Annotated in this window: 18 protein-coding genes; 16 read left to right on the forward strand and 2 right to left on the reverse strand. The window is 70.4% G+C overall.

What is annotated here, in order from left to right; genetic code table 11:
- Window positions 1-79: 79 nt before the first annotated feature.
- Window positions 80-1,171 (forward strand): bifunctional DNA-binding transcriptional regulator/O6-methylguanine-DNA methyltransferase Ada, encoded by a 1,092-nt coding sequence (gene ada / locus BM249_RS15255; protein WP_091973405.1) that lies wholly within the window; start codon window positions 80-82, stop codon window positions 1,169-1,171.
- Window positions 1,172-1,256: 85 nt separating this feature from the next.
- Entirely contained in the window at window positions 1,257-2,189 is a 933-nt protein-coding gene (locus tag BM249_RS15260) for a DMT family transporter (RefSeq protein WP_091973407.1), read from the forward strand.
- Between the two features lie 4 nt (window positions 2,190-2,193).
- On the opposite strand, the gene BM249_RS15265 is transcribed toward BM249_RS15260, so the two are convergent.
- Window positions 2,194-3,087, reverse strand: a complete 894-nt coding sequence (locus BM249_RS15265; protein WP_091973409.1) for a trypsin-like peptidase domain-containing protein — start codon at window positions 3,085-3,087, stop codon at window positions 2,194-2,196.
- 353 nt (window positions 3,088-3,440) lie between these two features.
- On the opposite strand from BM249_RS15265, the gene BM249_RS15270 reads away from it, so the two are divergent.
- From BM249_RS15270 to BM249_RS15335, 14 genes are all read left to right on the forward strand, one after another.
- Window positions 3,441-5,324, forward strand: a complete 1,884-nt coding sequence (locus tag BM249_RS15270) for a methanol/ethanol family PQQ-dependent dehydrogenase (RefSeq protein ID WP_091973411.1) — start codon at window positions 3,441-3,443, stop codon at window positions 5,322-5,324.
- A 143-nt stretch (window positions 5,325-5,467) separates the two neighbouring features.
- The gene (moxJ, locus tag BM249_RS15275) at window positions 5,468-6,343 is read left to right on the forward strand and encodes a methanol oxidation system protein MoxJ (protein ID WP_091973414.1); all 876 of its coding nucleotides are present in this window, start codon (window positions 5,468-5,470) and stop codon (window positions 6,341-6,343) included.
- An 86-nt stretch (window positions 6,344-6,429) separates the two neighbouring features.
- Window positions 6,430-7,035: a cytochrome c(L), periplasmic gene (gene moxG / locus BM249_RS15280; protein ID WP_091973417.1), complete on the forward strand. Its 606-nt coding sequence runs from the start codon at window positions 6,430-6,432 to the stop codon at window positions 7,033-7,035.
- Between the two features lie 86 nt (window positions 7,036-7,121).
- Window positions 7,122-7,412 (forward strand): methanol dehydrogenase [cytochrome c] subunit, encoded by a 291-nt coding sequence (locus BM249_RS15285; RefSeq protein WP_091973420.1) that lies wholly within the window; start codon window positions 7,122-7,124, stop codon window positions 7,410-7,412.
- 281 nt (window positions 7,413-7,693) lie between these two features.
- Window positions 7,694-8,725, forward strand: coding sequence for an AAA family ATPase (locus tag BM249_RS15290; protein WP_091973424.1), 1,032 nt, complete (start codon window positions 7,694-7,696; stop codon window positions 8,723-8,725).
- Window positions 8,722-9,597: a DUF58 domain-containing protein gene (locus tag BM249_RS15295; protein WP_091973427.1), complete on the forward strand. Its 876-nt coding sequence runs from the start codon at window positions 8,722-8,724 to the stop codon at window positions 9,595-9,597. The genes BM249_RS15290 and BM249_RS15295 overlap by 4 nt, the downstream gene beginning before the upstream one ends.
- Window positions 9,597-10,538 carry a nonribosomal peptide synthetase MxaA gene (locus BM249_RS15300; RefSeq protein WP_091973430.1) on the forward strand — a complete coding sequence of 314 codons (942 nt, stop codon included), beginning with the start codon at window positions 9,597-9,599 and terminating at the stop codon, window positions 10,536-10,538. Before BM249_RS15295 ends, BM249_RS15300 begins: the two co-directional genes overlap by 1 nt.
- Window positions 10,535-11,602 carry a vWA domain-containing protein gene (locus BM249_RS15305; protein ID WP_425284836.1) on the forward strand — a complete coding sequence of 356 codons (1,068 nt, stop codon included), beginning with the start codon at window positions 10,535-10,537 and terminating at the stop codon, window positions 11,600-11,602. Before BM249_RS15300 ends, BM249_RS15305 begins: the two co-directional genes overlap by 4 nt.
- A gap of 92 nt (window positions 11,603-11,694) precedes the next feature.
- The gene (locus BM249_RS15310) at window positions 11,695-12,249 is read left to right on the forward strand and encodes an MxaK protein (RefSeq protein WP_091973522.1); all 555 of its coding nucleotides are present in this window, start codon (window positions 11,695-11,697) and stop codon (window positions 12,247-12,249) included.
- A gap of 10 nt (window positions 12,250-12,259) precedes the next feature.
- Window positions 12,260-13,252 carry a vWA domain-containing protein gene (locus BM249_RS15315; RefSeq protein WP_091973433.1) on the forward strand — a complete coding sequence of 331 codons (993 nt, stop codon included), beginning with the start codon at window positions 12,260-12,262 and terminating at the stop codon, window positions 13,250-13,252.
- A gap of 5 nt (window positions 13,253-13,257) precedes the next feature.
- The gene (locus tag BM249_RS15320) at window positions 13,258-13,791 is read left to right on the forward strand and encodes an SRPBCC family protein (protein ID WP_091973436.1); all 534 of its coding nucleotides are present in this window, start codon (window positions 13,258-13,260) and stop codon (window positions 13,789-13,791) included.
- The gene (locus BM249_RS15325) at window positions 13,791-14,729 is read left to right on the forward strand and encodes a YncE family protein (protein WP_091973525.1); all 939 of its coding nucleotides are present in this window, start codon (window positions 13,791-13,793) and stop codon (window positions 14,727-14,729) included. Before BM249_RS15320 ends, BM249_RS15325 begins: the two co-directional genes overlap by 1 nt.
- Window positions 14,726-15,325: a hypothetical protein gene (locus tag BM249_RS15330; RefSeq protein ID WP_244528789.1), complete on the forward strand. Its 600-nt coding sequence runs from the start codon at window positions 14,726-14,728 to the stop codon at window positions 15,323-15,325. Before BM249_RS15325 ends, BM249_RS15330 begins: the two co-directional genes overlap by 4 nt.
- Window positions 15,322-15,963: a response regulator gene (locus tag BM249_RS15335; RefSeq protein WP_091973439.1), complete on the forward strand. Its 642-nt coding sequence runs from the start codon at window positions 15,322-15,324 to the stop codon at window positions 15,961-15,963. Before BM249_RS15330 ends, BM249_RS15335 begins: the two co-directional genes overlap by 4 nt.
- Window positions 15,964-15,967: 4 nt before the next feature.
- Here the strand turns inward: BM249_RS15335 and BM249_RS15340 are convergent, their stop codons facing one another.
- Window positions 15,968-16,579 (reverse strand): flavin reductase family protein, encoded by a 612-nt coding sequence (locus tag BM249_RS15340; RefSeq protein WP_091973442.1) that lies wholly within the window; start codon window positions 16,577-16,579, stop codon window positions 15,968-15,970.
- Between the last annotated feature and the right edge of the window lie 5 nt (window positions 16,580-16,584).

Consider the following 16,584-nt stretch of genomic DNA (forward strand, 5'->3'; position numbering starts at 1 on the left):
ACGGAGAGGCGCGGGTGAGGGCGGTTTCGGCAGCAAGGAACGGGATGCCTTCGTCCCCGGGAGGGGCCAGGATCGTGCGATGTCGAGCCCCCTCCCCGCTGCCGCCCCCGATCTTCCGGACGCCGATGCCCGCTGGGCCGCCGTTGTGGCCCGCGATCCGGCGGCCGATGGGTGCTTCGTCTATGCCGTGCGCACCACCGGTGTGTATTGCCGGCCGGGCTGCGGCGCCCGCACCCCGCGCCGGGAGAACGTGAGCTTCCACGCCACCCCGGCGGCGGCGCGGGAAGCCGGTTTTCGCCCCTGCCTGCGCTGCCGCCCGGACGATCCCCCCCGGAGCGCCCGACACGCCGAGGCCGTGGCCCGGGCCTGCCGCCTCATCACGGCGGCGGAGGAGCCCCCTGCCCTCGCGGCCCTTGCGCGCGTCGCGGGCCTGAGCCCGTTCCACTTCCATCGGGTGTTTCGTGAGCTCACGGGGGTGACGCCGAAGGCCTATGCCGAGGCCGTGCGGACGGAGCGCCTCGCGGCGGCCTTGCCGGAGGCCGCAACGGTGACGGAAGCCGCCTACGCGGCGGGCTACGGCACGGCGGGCCGGTTCTATGCCGCTGCGGAACAGCGCCTCGGCATGGCGCCGGGGGCCGCCCGCAGGGGCGGGGCCGGGATTGCCATCCGCTACTGCGTGGCGGCGTGCAGCCTCGGGTCCGTTCTGGTGGCGGCGACCGAGCGGGGCCTCTGCGCCATCCTGCTCGGCGACGATCCCGAAGCCCTCGTCCACGACCTGCGCGTGCGCTTCCCCAAAGCCGACCTCGCCGAGGCGGAGGCCGGGTTCGCCGCCCGGGTCGCCGAAGTCGTGGCCTTCGTCGAGGCGCCGCGCCTCGGCCTCGCCTTGCCCCTCGACATCGGCGGCACCGCCTTCCAGCAAAGGGTCTGGGCGGCTCTACGGGCGATCCCGCCGGGGCGGACGGCGACCTACGCGGAGATCGCGGGGCGGATCGGCCAGCCCGCCGCCGTCCGGGCCGTGGCCCGCGCCTGCGCCGCCAACGCCCACGCGGTGGCGATTCCCTGCCACCGCGTGGTGCGGGAGGACGGATCGCGCGCCGGCTATCGCTGGGGCGTCGCCCGCAAGGCCGAACTCCTGCGGCGCGAGAAGCCCGGCCCGGGCGATCTGGAGTGACCGGGTGTCCTGTGCCCTCGGCCCTTGCCCGCTCGGTCCGGACGGGGGAAGAGGGGCCTTCGCCGCGCGAAAGGCCCCCGATCCGTTGAGCGTGACACCGCCCTCCCCCGCCCGGCCCCCGCAGGACCGATCAGCGGCCCTCTCGGCCTATCCGATCCTCGCCCTCACCATGCTGCTCTGGGGCGGCAACGTCGTGGCGGGCAAGTCGGCGGTGGGCGAGGTCTCGCCGCAGGTGCTTACCTGCCTGCGCTGGGCCCTCGCCTGCCTCGTCCTCGTCCTGCCGGCGCGGGCGGGCCTGCGGGCCGAATGGGGAACGCTGAAGGCGCACTGGCGCTATGTGCTGCTCATGGGGGCCTGCGGCTACACACTCTACGCGAGCCTGTTCTACGCCGCCGGCCTCTACACGACGGGGATCAACATCGCGTTGTTCCAGGGCTCGATTCCCGTCCTCGTCATCCTCATCAACTACGCCGTCCATCGGGTCGCCGTGAGCCGGGCGCAGGCGATCGGCGTCGTCGTGACCCTGGCGGGAGCCGTGGTGGCCGCCACCCATGGCGATTGGCGGGTGCTGACGCAGTTCGGCTTCAATCGCGGCGACCTGCTCATGCTCGGGGCCTGCCTGCTCTACGCCGGCTACGCCGTCGCGCTCGGTGCGCGGCCGAAGGTCTCGGGGTTGACCTTCTTCAGCGCCATGGCGCTCGCCGCTTTCCTCACCTCCCTGCCGCCCCTCGCCGCCGAATGGTGGCTCGGCCACACGGTCTGGCCGACGCCGCGGGGCTGGCTCATCGTCGCGTTCGTGGCCCTGGGACCGACCCTGGCCGCCCAGCTCGGCTTCATGCGTGGGGTCGAACTCATCGGCCCAAACCGGGCCGGCCTGTTCGTGAACCTCGTGCCGATCTTCGGAGCGGGCCTCGCCGTCCTGTTCCTCGGCGAGCCGTTCCGTTGGAACGATGCCCTGGCCCTCGGCCTCGTCCTCGGCGGCATCGCCATCGCGGAACGCCTCGGCCGGCGGCGGTGACGATTCAGCGTCCCGTCGGCGCCCCCACCGCCTTGCGCAGGGCGATGAGGAGATCGCCCTCGAAGGCCAGCGCCGAGCCGTAGTGGAAGTCGATGTCGAAGGGCTTGCGCGCGTTCATCGAGAGGGACGCGCTCTGCATCGCCACGAGCCGCCCGGCATCGTCGAACAGGCCCGAGCCCGATCCGCCGAAGCCGTCGTTGCAATCGTGGCGCAGGCGCCGGATGCCGCCCTCGCTCGGCGGATCGACCTGGCGGATGGCGCAGGATTCGAGGCTCGCCGACCCGCGATAGTTCTCGTGCCCGCCCGGCGAGACCATCACGATGGGCAGCCGCATGGGCCCCTCGCCCAGGGTCGGCGCCTCGGGCAGGGGCTGGGGCCGCGCGCCTTCGACGGGGCGCGCCAGGCGCAGGATCGCCCAATCGTCGGTGATGTGCAGCGCGTGTGACCCCGGCACCGCTCCCAGTTCGATGGTGTCGGGAACGAAATCGTAGTTGCGCCCGCCGATCTGGAAGAAGCAGTCGGCGACCTCCCGCGTGGTCTCGAGGCGGCGATTGCGGAAGTTGTGCGCGTTGAGGACCACCACGGACGGGTCGCCGATGAGCCAGGCGGCGGCGGCTTTGCGCGGAATCCCGTCCGCCCCGTGGCAGAACAGCACGCCCGCCCCCGGATACCGCGCGATGTCCTCCCCCGTCAGGTCGCGGCGTCCGTCCCGCGGATAGAGGGCGGCGAGGGTGCGGCCCGGGATATCCTGTGGGTGAAGCTCCCGCGCCGGGGCCGGTCCGGCGGCGCAGACCAGGGCCGCGAGGGTGATCCGGCGCACGATCCCGCCGGGGGGCCAAAGGGCGTCCCGCAGGGCGCTGCGCATCCGTCCGAGCCCCCACCCAAGCCCTGGCGCCATCGATCCCCCTCCCGCCTGACGGCCCGTTCGCCGCGCCGTTGCGACAGTGGTGCGACGGCCCCGGGAGACGGTCAAGCGACGGGGTGCCGCTGCGTAATTTTCAAGCTCAACTTGCCAGAATATCCTAGCTAGAAATGTCGGACTGTCTAAAGACTTCGCGCCGCGAAGATGTCTAGAAATAGGGGCTGAAGGAACAGTAATAAGCATCTTATAAGACAAATCTAGTCTTATGGAAGCTTAAGACCGCAGCGGTTCTTCTGGGACCCGAAGCGGCGATGTTCCGAAACGGCGGGAGAGACAGCCACGCGCGACCGCAAGGTCGAGAGACGGGGCGGCATCTGAGGAGACGCACGATGATGAGGTACCTGAGTTCCGTGTCGGTGCTGGCCGTGATGGCCCTGGCGCCCATCGGGATGGCCACCCAGGCGGCCGCCAACGACAAGCTCGTCGAGATGTCGAAGAGCGACGAAAACTGGGTCATGCCGGGTAAGGACTACGACTCGGACAACTACAGCAAGCTCAAGCAGATCAACACGAGCAACGTGAAGCAGCTCAAGCCGGCGTGGTCGTTCTCCACCGGCCTGCTGAACGGCCATGAGGGCGCGCCCCTCGTCGTCGATGGCAAGATGTACATTCACACCTCGTTCCCGAACAACACCTTCGTCCTCGGCCTCGACGATCCGGGCCACATCCTGTGGCAGGACAAGCCGAAGCAGAACCCGGCCGCCCGCGCCGTCGCCTGCTGCGATCTCGTGAACCGCGGCCTCGCCTACTGGCCGGGCGACGGCAAGGTGCCGGCCCTCATCCTGAAGACGCAGCTCGACGGCAACGTCGCCGCGCTCAACGCCGAGACCGGCGAGACGGTGTGGAAGGTCGAGAACTCCGACATCAAGATGGGCTCGACCCTGACCATCGCCCCCTACGTGGTGAAGGACAAGGTGATCATCGGTTCGTCGGGCGCCGAGCTCGGCGTGCGCGGCTACCTCACCGCCTACGACGTGAAGACCGGTGCCCAGGTCTGGCGCGCCTACGCCACGGGTCCGGACAAGGATCTGCTCCTGGCGCCCGACTTCAACGTCAAGAACGCCCATTACGGTCAGAAGGGCCTCGGCACCGCGACCTGGGAGGGCGATGCCTGGAAGATCGGCGGCGGCACCAACTGGGGCTGGTACGCCTACGATCCCGGCACCAACCTGATCTACTTCGGCACCGGCAACCCGGCGCCGTGGAACGAGACCATGCGCCCCGGCGACAACAAGTGGACGATGACCATCTTCGGTCGCGACGCCGATACGGGTGAAGCCAAGTTCGGCTACCAGAAGACCCCGCACGACGAGTGGGATTACGCCGGCGTCAACGTGATGATGCTGTCGAACCAGAAGGACAAGGACGGCAAGGAACGCAAGCTCCTCACCCATCCGGACCGCAACGGCATCGTCTACACCCTCGACCGGACGGACGGCTCGCTCGTCTCGGCCAACAAGCTCGACGACACCGTCAACGTCTTCAAGTCCGTCGACCTGAAGACTGGCCAGCCGGTGCGCGACCCCGAGTACGGCACCCGGATGGACCACCTCGCCAAGGACGTCTGTCCCTCGGCCATGGGCTACCACAACCAGGGCCACGATTCCTATGATCCGGAGCGCAAGCTCTTCTACATGGGCATCAACCACATCTGCATGGATTGGGAGCCCTTCATGCTTCCGTACCGTGCGGGTCAGTTCTTCGTCGGTGCGACGCTGAACATGTACCCCGGCCCGAAGGGTGACCGTCAGAACTACGAGGGTCTCGGCCAGATCAAGGCCTACAACGCCATCACCGGCGAATATAAGTGGGACAAGATGGAGCGTTTCGCCGTGTGGGGCGGAACGATGGCCACCGCCGGCGACCTCGTGTTCTACGGAACGCTGGATGGCTACATCAAGGCCCGCAACTCCGACAACGGCGACCTCCTCTGGAAGTTCAAGCTGCCGTCGGGCGCCATCGGCTACCCGATCACCTACAGCCACAAGGGTGATCAGTACGTCGCCATCTACTACGGCGTCGGTGGTTGGCCGGGCGTGGGCCTCGTGTTCGATCTCCAGGATCCGACCGCCGGCCTCGGTGCCGTGGGCGCCTTCAAGAAGCTCGCCAACTACACCCAGATGGGCGGCGGCGTGATGGTGTTCTCGCTGAACGGCAAGGGTCCGTACGACGATCCGAACGTCGGCGAGTACCAGACGGCCGCCAAGAAGTAAGGCCCGCGACCTGAACACGGCCCCCGCCGACGACCCGTCGGCGGGGGCTTCTCAAGACGATCCCGCGCGCGAAGGCCAATGTGAGGACACGCCATGTCCCGCCGCCGCGCAGCTCAAGAACAACCGAACAACGGATCATCTCCATGTCGCTCGTCACCGGACGTCGCCGCGCGGCGCTCTCGGCCGCCTCGCTCCTGGCGCTGGCCTGCCTGTCCTCAGCTCACGCCGCCGAGGATGCGGCGAAGGCTCCGGCGCCCGCCGACGATACCACCCTGCGCATCTGCGCGGCGGTGCAGCCGCCCCTGTCGATGAAGGACGGATCGGGGCTGGAGAACCGGATCGCGACGACCGTCGCCGAGGCCATGGGGCGCAAGGCCCAGTTCGTGTGGATCGAAAAGCCGGCGATCTATCTCGTGCGCGACGGCCTCGACAAGAAACTCTGCGACGTGGTGGTGGGGCTCGACAGCGACGACCCGCGCGTCCTCGCCACCAAGCCATATTACCGCAGCGGTTACGTCTTCATCACCCGCGCCGACCGCGATCTCGACATCAAGTCCTGGGCCGATCCGCGCCTGAAGAGCGTCGACCACATGGTGGTGGGCTTCGGCACGCCCGGCGAGGTGATGCTGAAGGATATCGGCCGCTACGAGGAGGACATGGCCTACCTCTACTCGCTGGTGAATTTCCGCGCCCCGCGCAATCAATACACCCAGATCGATCCGGCCCGGATGGTGAGTGAAGTCGCCGGCGGCAAGGCCGATGTCGCCGTGGCCTTCGGCCCCGACGTCGCCCGCTACGTCAAGGAGTCGAGCACGCCGCTCCGCGTGACCCCCGTGCCCGACGACACCGTGCGCAGCGACGGTCAGAAATTGCCCCAGAGCTTCGACCAATCCATGGGCGTCCGCCGTGACGACACCGCCCTGAAGGCCGCCTTGGACGCCGGCATCGCCAAGGCGAAGCCCCAGATCGACGCGATCCTGAAGCAGGAGGGGGTCCCCCTCTCGGTCGCCTCGAACTGATCCGCATCGGCCGCCCCGGGCCTGATCCCGAGGCGGGCCACCCTAGAGTACGGCCCATCGGCCGAAACCCCTGTCAGAGCGAATTCATGCGTCATTTCAAAGGCCTTCTGGCCGGTTTCGTCGGCCTCGGCCTCGTCACTGCCGGGCTCTCAGCCGGCTTCTCCGCCCTCGCCCAGCCCGCGGGCGGCCCCCAGACCGGAATCGTCTTCCGCAACACCGTGACGGGTGAACCGCTCGACGTGTCCCAAGGCAAGGAAGGCGGCCGCGACACGCCGGCCGTGAAGGAGTTCCTCCAGACCGGCAAGAACCTCTACATCGACGACAAGTCTTGCCTGCGCAACGGCGAATCCCTGTTCGCGACCTCGTGCTCGGGCTGTCACGGGCACTTGGCCGAGGGCAAGCTCGGCCCCGGCCTCAACGACAATTACTGGACCTATCCGTCCAACACCGAGGATACCGGCCTGTTCGCCACCATCTTCGGCGGCGCCAACGGCATGATGGGGCCGCACAACGAGAATCTGACCCCCGACGAGATGCTGCAGACCATCGCGTGGATCCGGCACCTCTACACCGGCCCGGTCAAGGATGCGGTCTGGCTCAATGCCGATCAGAAGAAGAATTACACGCCCTACAAGCAGGGCGAGACCTTCCCCAAGGACGTGAAGGGCCAGTGCAAGCCGCTGGAGAACTAGCGTCCCTGGGAAGTCACGCTGCGCGAGGCCCGCGCGGTGAATGAGAGCGGCCCGTGCCGCGCCAACCATAAACGGAGGAGACAGACATGCGGACGTTCATTTTTGCGGTGGCGCTCGGTGCAGGCGCGATGCTGGCGGCTCCGGCGATGGCTTACGATGGCACCAAGTGCAAGGCCGCCGGCAATTGCTGGGAGCCGAAGCCCGGCTTCCCGGAGAAGATCGCCGGTACGAAGTACGATCCCAAGCACGACCCGAAGGAGCTGAACAAGCAGGCCGAGTCGATCAAGGGCATGGAAGAGCGCAACGCGAAGCGCATCGAAGCCGCGAAGAAGACCGGCAAGTTCGAGTACGACGTCACCAAGCTGTCGGCGAACTGAACCGGTTCCGCGCGAGGTGCGTCCTCGCGCAGGGCGCTCCTTCCGGACCGTCCCCGAATTGGTCCGTCGGTGCGGCGACCGTTCTCACGAACGTCGGCGTCAGGCGCGACAGAACCCCTCTCCCGTCTGGGAGAGGGGGCTCACGATGATCCGATCAAGGCATGAACAGGGTGGCGCGCCGCGCGAGGCGCGAAGGGCCAAGCCCGCCACGAAATGCCGTTCCCGGGCGGCCGGACCGTCTCTCGGCTCAATCTTACGTTGGAAGAATCCAAGGCCCCCTGATGAATGAAACCCGCCCCGGCGACGCGATGCTCACCGATTGGCGCCAGGCCGCCGTCCGGTTCGAGCGGGCCGTGAGCGGGGCCGTCGTCGGGCAGGACCGGGCGATCCGCCTGCTCACCATCGCGATCTTCGCCCGTGGCCACGTGCTGCTGGAGGGGGATGTCGGCGTCGGCAAGACCACCCTGCTGCGGGCCGTCGCCCGGGCGCTCGGGGGCGCCTACGAGCGCGTCGAGGGCACCGTCGACATGATGCCCACGGACCTCGTCTACCACACCTATCTCGCCGAGGACGGGCGACCCCGCGTCGAGCCAGGGCCGGTCCTGCGCCGGGCCGAGGACCTGTCGATCTTCTTCTTCAACGAGATCAACCGCGCCCGGCCCCAGGTGCATTCCCTGCTCCTGCGCCTCATGGCGGAGCGCAGCCTCACCGCGTTCAACCGCGAATACCGTTTCCCCAACCTTCAGGTCTTCGCTGATCGCAACCGCGTCGAGCGCGAGGAGACCTTCGAGCTGCCGGCCGCCGCCCGCGACCGCTTCCTCATGGAGATCGGCCTGGAGGCGCCGCGCGATGCCGAGAGCCGCCGCGCCCTCGTGTTCGATCCGCGCTTCCACGACACCGACGCGCTCATCGACGGCATCGCGGCCGATGTCCTCGACCACGCGGCGATTCCCGGCATCGCCCGCGCGATCCAGCACGGGGTTCAGGCGAGTCCCGCCATCGAGACCTATGTCGTCGGCCTGTGGGAAGCCCTGGTGCGGCCGGGGGGCGCCGGCATCCGCCTCTCCGGTATCGACATGGACGCCCTCGTGCAGGGCGGAGCCTCGCCGCGCGGCGTCGCCTTCCTCGTGCGCGCCGCGAAGGTCCGGGCCTGGCTCGAGAACCGCACCTTCCTCGTGCCCGAGGACATCCGCGCCGTGTTCCCCGATGTGATGGCGCACCGCGTGTTCCTCGAACCCGTCTACGAGATGCGCCGCGCCACCATCGTGCCCGATCTCTGCCGCGCCGTGTTCGACACGGTGCCGGCCCCATGACGGCGGGCGAAGCCGCGCGGGTCGAGACCGCGCAGCCCGACATCGTCTACCGCCCGCGCGGGCGGGTGCCGGGCACGAGCGTCGGCGCCCATCGCGGGCGGGATGCCGGGGGGCTCGGTACGTTCCGCGATCAGGTTCCGTTCCTGCGGATGCCCGATGCGCGCCGCATCGACGTGCGCGCGACCCTGCGCGACCCGTTCGAGGGCACGCATGTGCGCCGGTTCGAGAGCCGCACGGCCGTCGAGGTGTGGGCGCTCGTCGATCTCTCCGCCTCCATGCGCTACCGGGGCGAGGCCGACCGGATGGACCTCGTGGCCGCCCTCTGCGCGAGCCTCGCGGCCTCCGCGACCCGCATCGGCGACAGCTTCGGATTGCTGGGCTGTGACGGCGCCGTGCGCGAGGACGTTTCGCTGCCGCCGACCCGCCGACGCGGCATCGGCCCCGCCATCCGCGAACGTCTGCTCGCCGCGCCCTGCACGGCCGCGCGGGCCGATGGCCTGCGCGAGGCGGGCCGTCGCCTCGTGGGGCGCCCGAAGATCGTGTTCGTGATCTCGGATTTCCGCTGGCCCGAGGCCCTCGTGGCGGAAGTGTTCTCCGGCCTCGCCCGCCACGACCTCGTTCCCGTGGTGCTGGCCGATCCGTCCGAGGACGAAGGCCTGCCGGCCTGGGGCCTCATGGAACTCGACGACCTCGAAGGCGCCGGGCGCCGCACTGTGTTCATGCGCCCGGCCCTGCGCCGACGCTGGCTCGCTCACGAGCAGGCCCGTGCCGATACCCTGCGCCGCATCGCCACCGCCTACGGACGCCCGCCGTTCCGCCTCGCCGGACGGTTCGAGGCCGAGGCCCTCACCCGCCACCTCATCGGGACCTGATGCGCGTCCGTCCGCTTCCCCTCGCCGTCCTCGCCCTGCTCTGGGCCGGTGCCGCGCAGGCCCAGGTTCGCAGCGTCGAAGTCCGCGCGCCGCGCGCGTTCGGCTATTTCCTCGGCGACCTCGTGCGGGCTCAGGTCGACATCGTCGTGGATGCGGGCTTCTCCCTCCAGGCGGCTTCGCTGCCGCAGCCCGGACCGCAGGCCTACTGGCTCGACCTGCGCGATCTGCGCGTCGCGGATCTCGGCCCCGAAAAGACTTCCGAGGGCGAGGCCCGTCGGGTCCGCCTCTTCCTGACCTACCAGAATTTCTACGCCGCCCTCGATGTCCGCGCCCTGGAGATTCCAGGATTCGCCGTCACTTTCGAGAATGTCGGCGTCCACGGCGCCACCACCGCCACGGCGCAGGTCCCGGCGTGGTCGTTCACGATTTCGCCCCTGCGCGAGGTGGTGCCGCCCACCCGCGAGAATCCGGTCGATTACATGCGGCCGGACGGTCGCGTCGCGGCCGTGGATGCGGGCCCCCTGTGGTGGGGCGCGGGAGGCTTCGCCTCCCTCGCCCTGCTGGCCCTCGCGGGCGTTGCCCGTGACCGGGCCTGGGGTCCGTTCCGGACGCGGCGCGGACGCCCGTTCGGAGCCGCCCTGGCGCAGCTGCGCCGCCTCCGCCGCGCGCCCGATGCGGAGGCCGCCTATGGCGAGGCCCTGCTCGCCCTGCATCGTGGCCTCGACGCCACCGATGGCCGCCGGGTTCTCGCCGACGATCTGCCCGGCTTCCTCGCTCGCCACCCCGCCTACCGTCCGGATGCGGGAGCCTTGGGCAACCTCCTCGGCGCCTCCCGCCTCGCCTTCTTTGGTCCCGGCCTCGCCGCCGCCCGCGCCGCCCTGCCCTGGCCGGCCCTCGAGGCTCTAGCCCGGCGCCTCGCCGCCATCGAGCGGGCGGCATGATGCCGAGCGACCCCCTGACGGAGGCCTTGGCCCGGTTCGCCGTCGACACCCCCCTGGTCCTGTGGCTGCTGCCCCTGGCGCTGCTACCGTTCCGGCGTTCGGCCCAGCGCGTCGTCGCCGTGGCGTCCCTGGATGCCGGGCCGGCCGATCCCCTGTCCCGGACGATCGGCTGGACCCTGCGCGGCGCCGGGTGCCTCGCCATCGTGGGCCTCGTCGTCGGCGTCGCCGGCCCGTATCGCCGGGGCGAGACCGTGACCCGGACCGGCATCGGCGCCCAGGTCTCGATCCTCGTCGATCGCTCGGGCAGCATGAACGAGACCTTCGCCGGGCGTCAGCCCTCGGGCGCGGAGGAATCGAAGGCGGCGGCCTCGCGCCGTCTGCTCGGCGATTTCGTCGGCAGCCGCGCCCACGATCAGTTCGCCGTCACCGCCTTCTCCACGGCGCCCATGCTGGTGGTGCCGATGACCGACCGCCACGCCGCCGTACGCGCCGCCATCCAGGCCATCGACCGGCCGGGCCTCGACTACACCAACGTGGCGCGCGGTCTCGCCCTGGGGCTCGCCCAGTTCGGGCCGCAGGCCGCCAATGTCTCGCGCGCCCTCCTCATGGTCTCGGACGGCGCGGCGGTGATCGATCCCCGGGTCCAGGGGACCCTGCGGGCGGAGTTCGCCCGCGTCCGCCCGAACCTCTACTGGCTGTTCCTGCGCACCAAGGGCTCGCCGTCGATCTCCGACAAGCCGGCCGGCGAGGACACGCCCCAGGCCGCGCCCGAGCGCCACCTCGACCTGTTCTTCAAGAGCCTCGGCGTCCCCTATCGCGCCTTCGAGGCCGAGGGCCCGGAGGCGGTGGCCGCCGCCATTCGCCAGATCGAAGCCCTGGAGCGCGATCCCATTCCCTACACCGAGCAGCGCCCGCGCCGGGACCTGTCCTGGATCGCCTTCGGGATGGCCCTGTTCGGGCTCCTCGTCCTCGTGGCGGGCAAGCTCGCCGAGGCCGATTTTCGACGTGGGCGCGGGGCCGCCGCGCGACCGGCCGCGACGGCCCCGGAAAGGATCGCCGCGTGACTCCTGCGTCTCCTCCTTTCGCCCCGCCCGCGCGCAGCGCCCTCGTCCAGGGGCGAGCCGCCCCGGCCCTCCGGTTCCATGTCGTCGGAGCCCTGCGCCGGGCCCGGCCGCATCTCCTCGTCGCCCTGCCGGTCCTGCTTGGCCTCACGGCCCTCGGGTTCGGCGCGGCGGCGTGGCGGGTGGAGCGGAACAACGCCGCCATCGCGGGGCTCCGGGCCGGGCGCGACGTGCCCGTCGGAACCGATGCCTCGGCGCCCCTGCTGCTGGCGCGTATCCAGGATCTGGCCCGGCGCGGCCAGGCCGAGGGGATCGAGCCCCTCATCGACGCCCTCGCGCGGGCCGGCGACACCGATCGCGTCGCCCGCGCCCGCTACGCCCTAGCCAACACCCGCCTGCGGCAGGCGTTCTCGCATCTGGAGCGCAGCGACCTCGACCCCGCCGGTCCCCTCATCACCCTGGCGCGCCAGGATTATCGCCGAGCCCTTCAGGGCAATCCCGATTACTGGGACGCCAAGTTCAACCTCGATGTGGCCTCGCGCCTCGTGCGTGATTTTCCGGAGTTCGATCGCAAGACCGGCGACGAGCTGAAGGCCGAGCCGAAGCAGATCTGGACGGACATTCCGGGCCAGCCCCGGGGTGAACCGTGAGGGGCGAGCCGTGAAGGCGCATCTCGCCCACAATCTGCGCGACGGTCGCTTCCAGGCCCTGGCCGGAGCGGCCTTTCTCGCCGCCTTGACCTTCGTGCTGCCCGCCCTGCCGCTGACCCGGACCGGGGTGTCGGTGCTGGCGGTGGTCGACATCACCGGCAGCATGAACGTGCGCGACTACACGGGGGCCGACGGCAAGCCCGTGAGCCGCCTCGACACGGCGCGCGCCGCCCTGCGCGACCTCGTCGCCGCCCTGCCGTGCGGCTCGCGGTTCGCGCTCGGCCTGTTCACGGAGCGCCGGCCGTTCCTTCTGTTCACGCCCATCGAGGTCTGCGCCGATTTCGCGCCCATCGACGGGGCGCTCGCGGCCCTCGACTGGCGCATGGCCTGGGAGGGGGACAGCCGCATCTCGGCCGGCCTGTTCCGCTCCATTGAAATGGCTCGAAGCCTCGACACCGATCTCCTGTTCCTGACGGACGGGCAGGAGGCGCCGCCACTCCCCAGCACCGGAGGTCCGGCCTTCGAGGGCAAGCCCGGCGCCGTGCGCGGCCTCATCGTCGGGGTGGGCGCCTATGCCCTGTCGCCGATCCCCCGCTACAACGACCGGGGCCGCGAGATCGGCTTCTACGGGGCCGGCGACGTCCAGCAGGAGAACCGCTTCGGCCCGCCCCCGGCGGATGCCGAGAGCCGCGAGGGCTACAACCCCCGCAACGCCCCCTTCGGCGGGGCCGCCGCCACGGGCAGCGAGCACCTCTCCTCCGTGCGCGAGCCCTACCTCAAGAAGCTCGCGGCCGAGACCGGCCTCGCCTACGCCCATCTCGATGGACCGGCTGGCCTCGGCGCCCCGCTTCGCGCCGCGGCAACTCCGCGCCCCCTGGCCGGTCGCCTCGACCTGCGGCCGTTCCTCGGCGGGGCCGCTCTAGCCCTCGTCCTCTGCGTCTTCCTGCTCCCCACCTGGCGCGCTTTGCGATTTCCGCGCCGTCCTACCCTGAAAAAGGCCTGATCCGGATGCGTTTTCTCGTTCCGACCGTGTTCCTCTCTGTTCTGGCCACGGCCGCCCTCGCCCACGGCCCGACGCCGCAGAAGGTCGACCAGACCGTCACCATCGCGGCCAAGCCCGAGGCGGTGTGGAAGGTGGTCGGCAACTTCGCCGGCATCGATGGGTGGCACCCCGATGTCGCGAAGAGCGTCGCCATCGATGGCAATGCCGCCGGCGGGCGTCGCAAGATCACCCTCAAGAACGGCGGCACCCTCGACGAGGGGCTCGACGAGATGAACGACAAGGGCTTCTCGTACTCGTATCGCCTGTCGGACCCCGACCTGAAGGCACTGCCGGTCTCGTCCTATTCGGCGACCCTCACGGTGACGCCGGACGGCGACGGTTCGAAGGTGGAGTGGCTCGCGCGGTTCTACCGGGGCGACACTGGCAATGAGCCGCCGGAGGAGCTGAGCGATGAGGCCGGCCGCAAGGCGATGAACACCTATTTCGCCGATGGCCTGAAGGGGCTGAAGGCCAAGGTCGAGGGCGGCAAGGGCAAGTGATTCTCCGTCTCGCCCTCGCGGTTCTCCTCGCCGGCACGGTCTGCGGCCCCGTGCTGGGGCAGACCGTCTACGTGGTGAGCCAGGAGGGCGGCACCCTGACGCCGGTGGCGCCGCAGGGTGCGGCGATCCCCGTGGGCAAGGGGCCGGCGCAGGTGGCGGCGGGGCCGGATGGGCGGCTCGCCCTCGCCTATCCGGACACCCAGACCGTCTCGATGGTCGAGGGGCGGAGCGGCCGGGTCGTCGCCCGCTTCCCCTTCGCGGGCCAGCCCTTCGGCCTCGCGGTGGCGTCGGACGGCCGAAGCGTATTCGTCGGCGACTGGTCGGGGCACCGCGTGGTGCGCCTGTCCAGCGCCACCGGCGCGGTCGAGGGCAGCGTCGCCGTCGGCCGCGATCCGGCGGGCCTCGTCCTCGATCGCGCCGGCCGCCTCTACGTGGCCGACCGTGAGAGCCATCGGGTCAGCGTCGTCGACACCGCCACCTCGACCCGGATCGGTACGGTGCCGGTGGGCGAGGCCCCGTTCGCCCTCGCGTTGAACCCGGCGGGCGACCGGCTCTATGTGGCCTGCGTGCGCGGCGGCGACCTCTACGCCATCGATACCGCCACCCTGGCGGTGGTGGGGCGCGCGGTCCTCGGCGGGATGCCGTACGGCGTCGCCGTGAGCGGTGACGGGGCGCGCATCCTCGTCACCAACCAGCAGACCGGAACGCTCACCGTCCTCGATGCCACCCTCGCGCCTGTTACGAAGATTCCCGTCGGACGCTATCCGGAGGGTGTGGTGGTCTCCGGGACCACGGCCTACGTGGCGAACTGGTTCTCGGATTCCGTGTCGGTGATCGATCTGCCCACCCTCACCGAGACGGCGCGCCTTCCCGTCGGCGAGGGACCGCGTGGCCTCGCCGTTCTCGCGCAACAGGACCCGGCGGAGGCCCCCCGATGAAGCGTCGCGTGACATGGCGGCGACCTGTCCTCGCCCTCGGCATTCCGCTCTGGCTCGCCGCCTGCGACCGGCCGGAGGAGGCCGCCAAGGCTCGGCCTGAGACCGAGGACGGGACCGTGGTCGCGACGAAATCCGACGCGGACGTTCCGCCCTGGCTCTCGCCGACGGACCCCATGGAGCCGGCCCGCTGGCTCGCCAGCCGTGAACTCGGCCGCCCCGCCCCCGAGGTGGGTTCGCAGGCCGATCATCTGCGCCACAGCCTCGCCCGCGCCAAGCAGGTGTTCATCGAGGATCCGCGCATGGTGGCCAACCGCACGGTGCAACTCGGGCAAATGCTGACCGAGGCCGGGATGCCGGAACCCTATGCCGACCTCCTCGACGGGCTGGAGGCCGTGGCGGCGGTGACCACCCGTAAGCAGCTCTACGGCGAGATGTGCCAGCAGTACTACAACACCCGCCGTCAGGGGGTGGACCGGGCCACCGCCCTGGCGCGCCTCACGGAGCGTTACGCCGCCCAGGGCAGCGGCGACGACAAGGCCGGTCCGCCCCCCGCCTCCGGGGATGCGCCCGGCCCCGCTCCCGGGACCGCGCGATGACGAGCGTCCTCATCGTGGACGACCATCCGGTGATCCTGCGCGGCTTTCGCCGCATCATGGAGGATGCCGGGGTCGAGACCGTCCACGAGGCCACGGATATCGCCGGGGGATACCGGCTGTTCAACCGCCTGCGCCCCGGCATGGTGGTGGTCGATCTCACGTTCCGCACGGGGGCCTTGGCGGGCCTGTCCCTCATCCGGCAGATCCGCACCCTGGCGCGCGACACCCGCATCCTCGCCTTCAGCATGCACGACGATCCGATCATCGTCTCGCGGGCCCTGGAGAGCGGCGCCACGGGCTATGTCCTCAAGGACGTCCCGGCGGCCCGGTTCCAGGAGGCGTTCGAGACCGTGCGGTCCGGGCGGAGCTACCTCGACCATGCCCTCGCCACCCGCGTGGCGGTGCTCGGCCTCGCCGGCCAGCCGGCGCCGCTGGCCGATCTCACGGCGCGCGAGCTTCAGATCCTGTCGCTTCTCGGCCGAGGCCAATCCTACGGTGCCATCGCCGACACCCTGGCGGTGAGCTACCGCACGGTCATCGCCGCCTGCGCCAGCCTGCGCCGCAAGCTCGGGGTCCGGACGCTGGCCGAACTCATCCACGTCGCCGTCTCGCACGGCGAGGCCGGCCCCGCCCGCTGAGTTCCTACTGCCCGGCGCCCGCCGGTCGCTTGAGGGAGAATCGCGTCTCCGGTTCGGCGGTGAAGTAATCGAAATAGCCGCCGCGCAGGATCGGCCGCATGGCCCCGGTCTCCACGAGGCCGTCGCGGATGAAGGCGTCGTCGATGTAGATCGACACCACCTGCCCGATCACCAGGAAGTGGCTGGCGTCCGATCCGTCGAGGGGCTGCAGCGGCACGGTGCGCACCCACTTGCACTCGATGGCGGCGGGCGATTCGCCCACCCGCGGCGGCCGCACCTTTCGCGATGGCACCGGTGTCAGGCCGGCGGCCTCGAACTCGCTCTGGCCCCGCGGCAGGGGCGCCGAGGTGGCGTTCATGGCGTCCCGCAGGGCATGGGTCGCGAGGTTGCACACGAACTCGCCGCCCTCCTCGGCGAAGGTCATGGCGTCCTTGCGGCCCGAGGACGAGAACATCACCATGTCGGGGTCGGCGGCCACGGCGTTGAAGTAGGAATAGGGGGCCAGATTGACCTGACCCGCCCGGTTCATGGCGCTGATCCAGCCGATGGGCCGGGGCGCGACGAGGGCCTTGAACGGGTTGTGGGGCAGGCCCCGGGTCTCGGAATCGTAATGCATGGGCT

The organism is Methylobacterium gossipiicola (assembly GCF_900113485.1).
In the GTDB taxonomy this organism is placed as follows: domain Bacteria; phylum Pseudomonadota; class Alphaproteobacteria; order Rhizobiales; family Beijerinckiaceae; genus Methylobacterium; species Methylobacterium gossipiicola.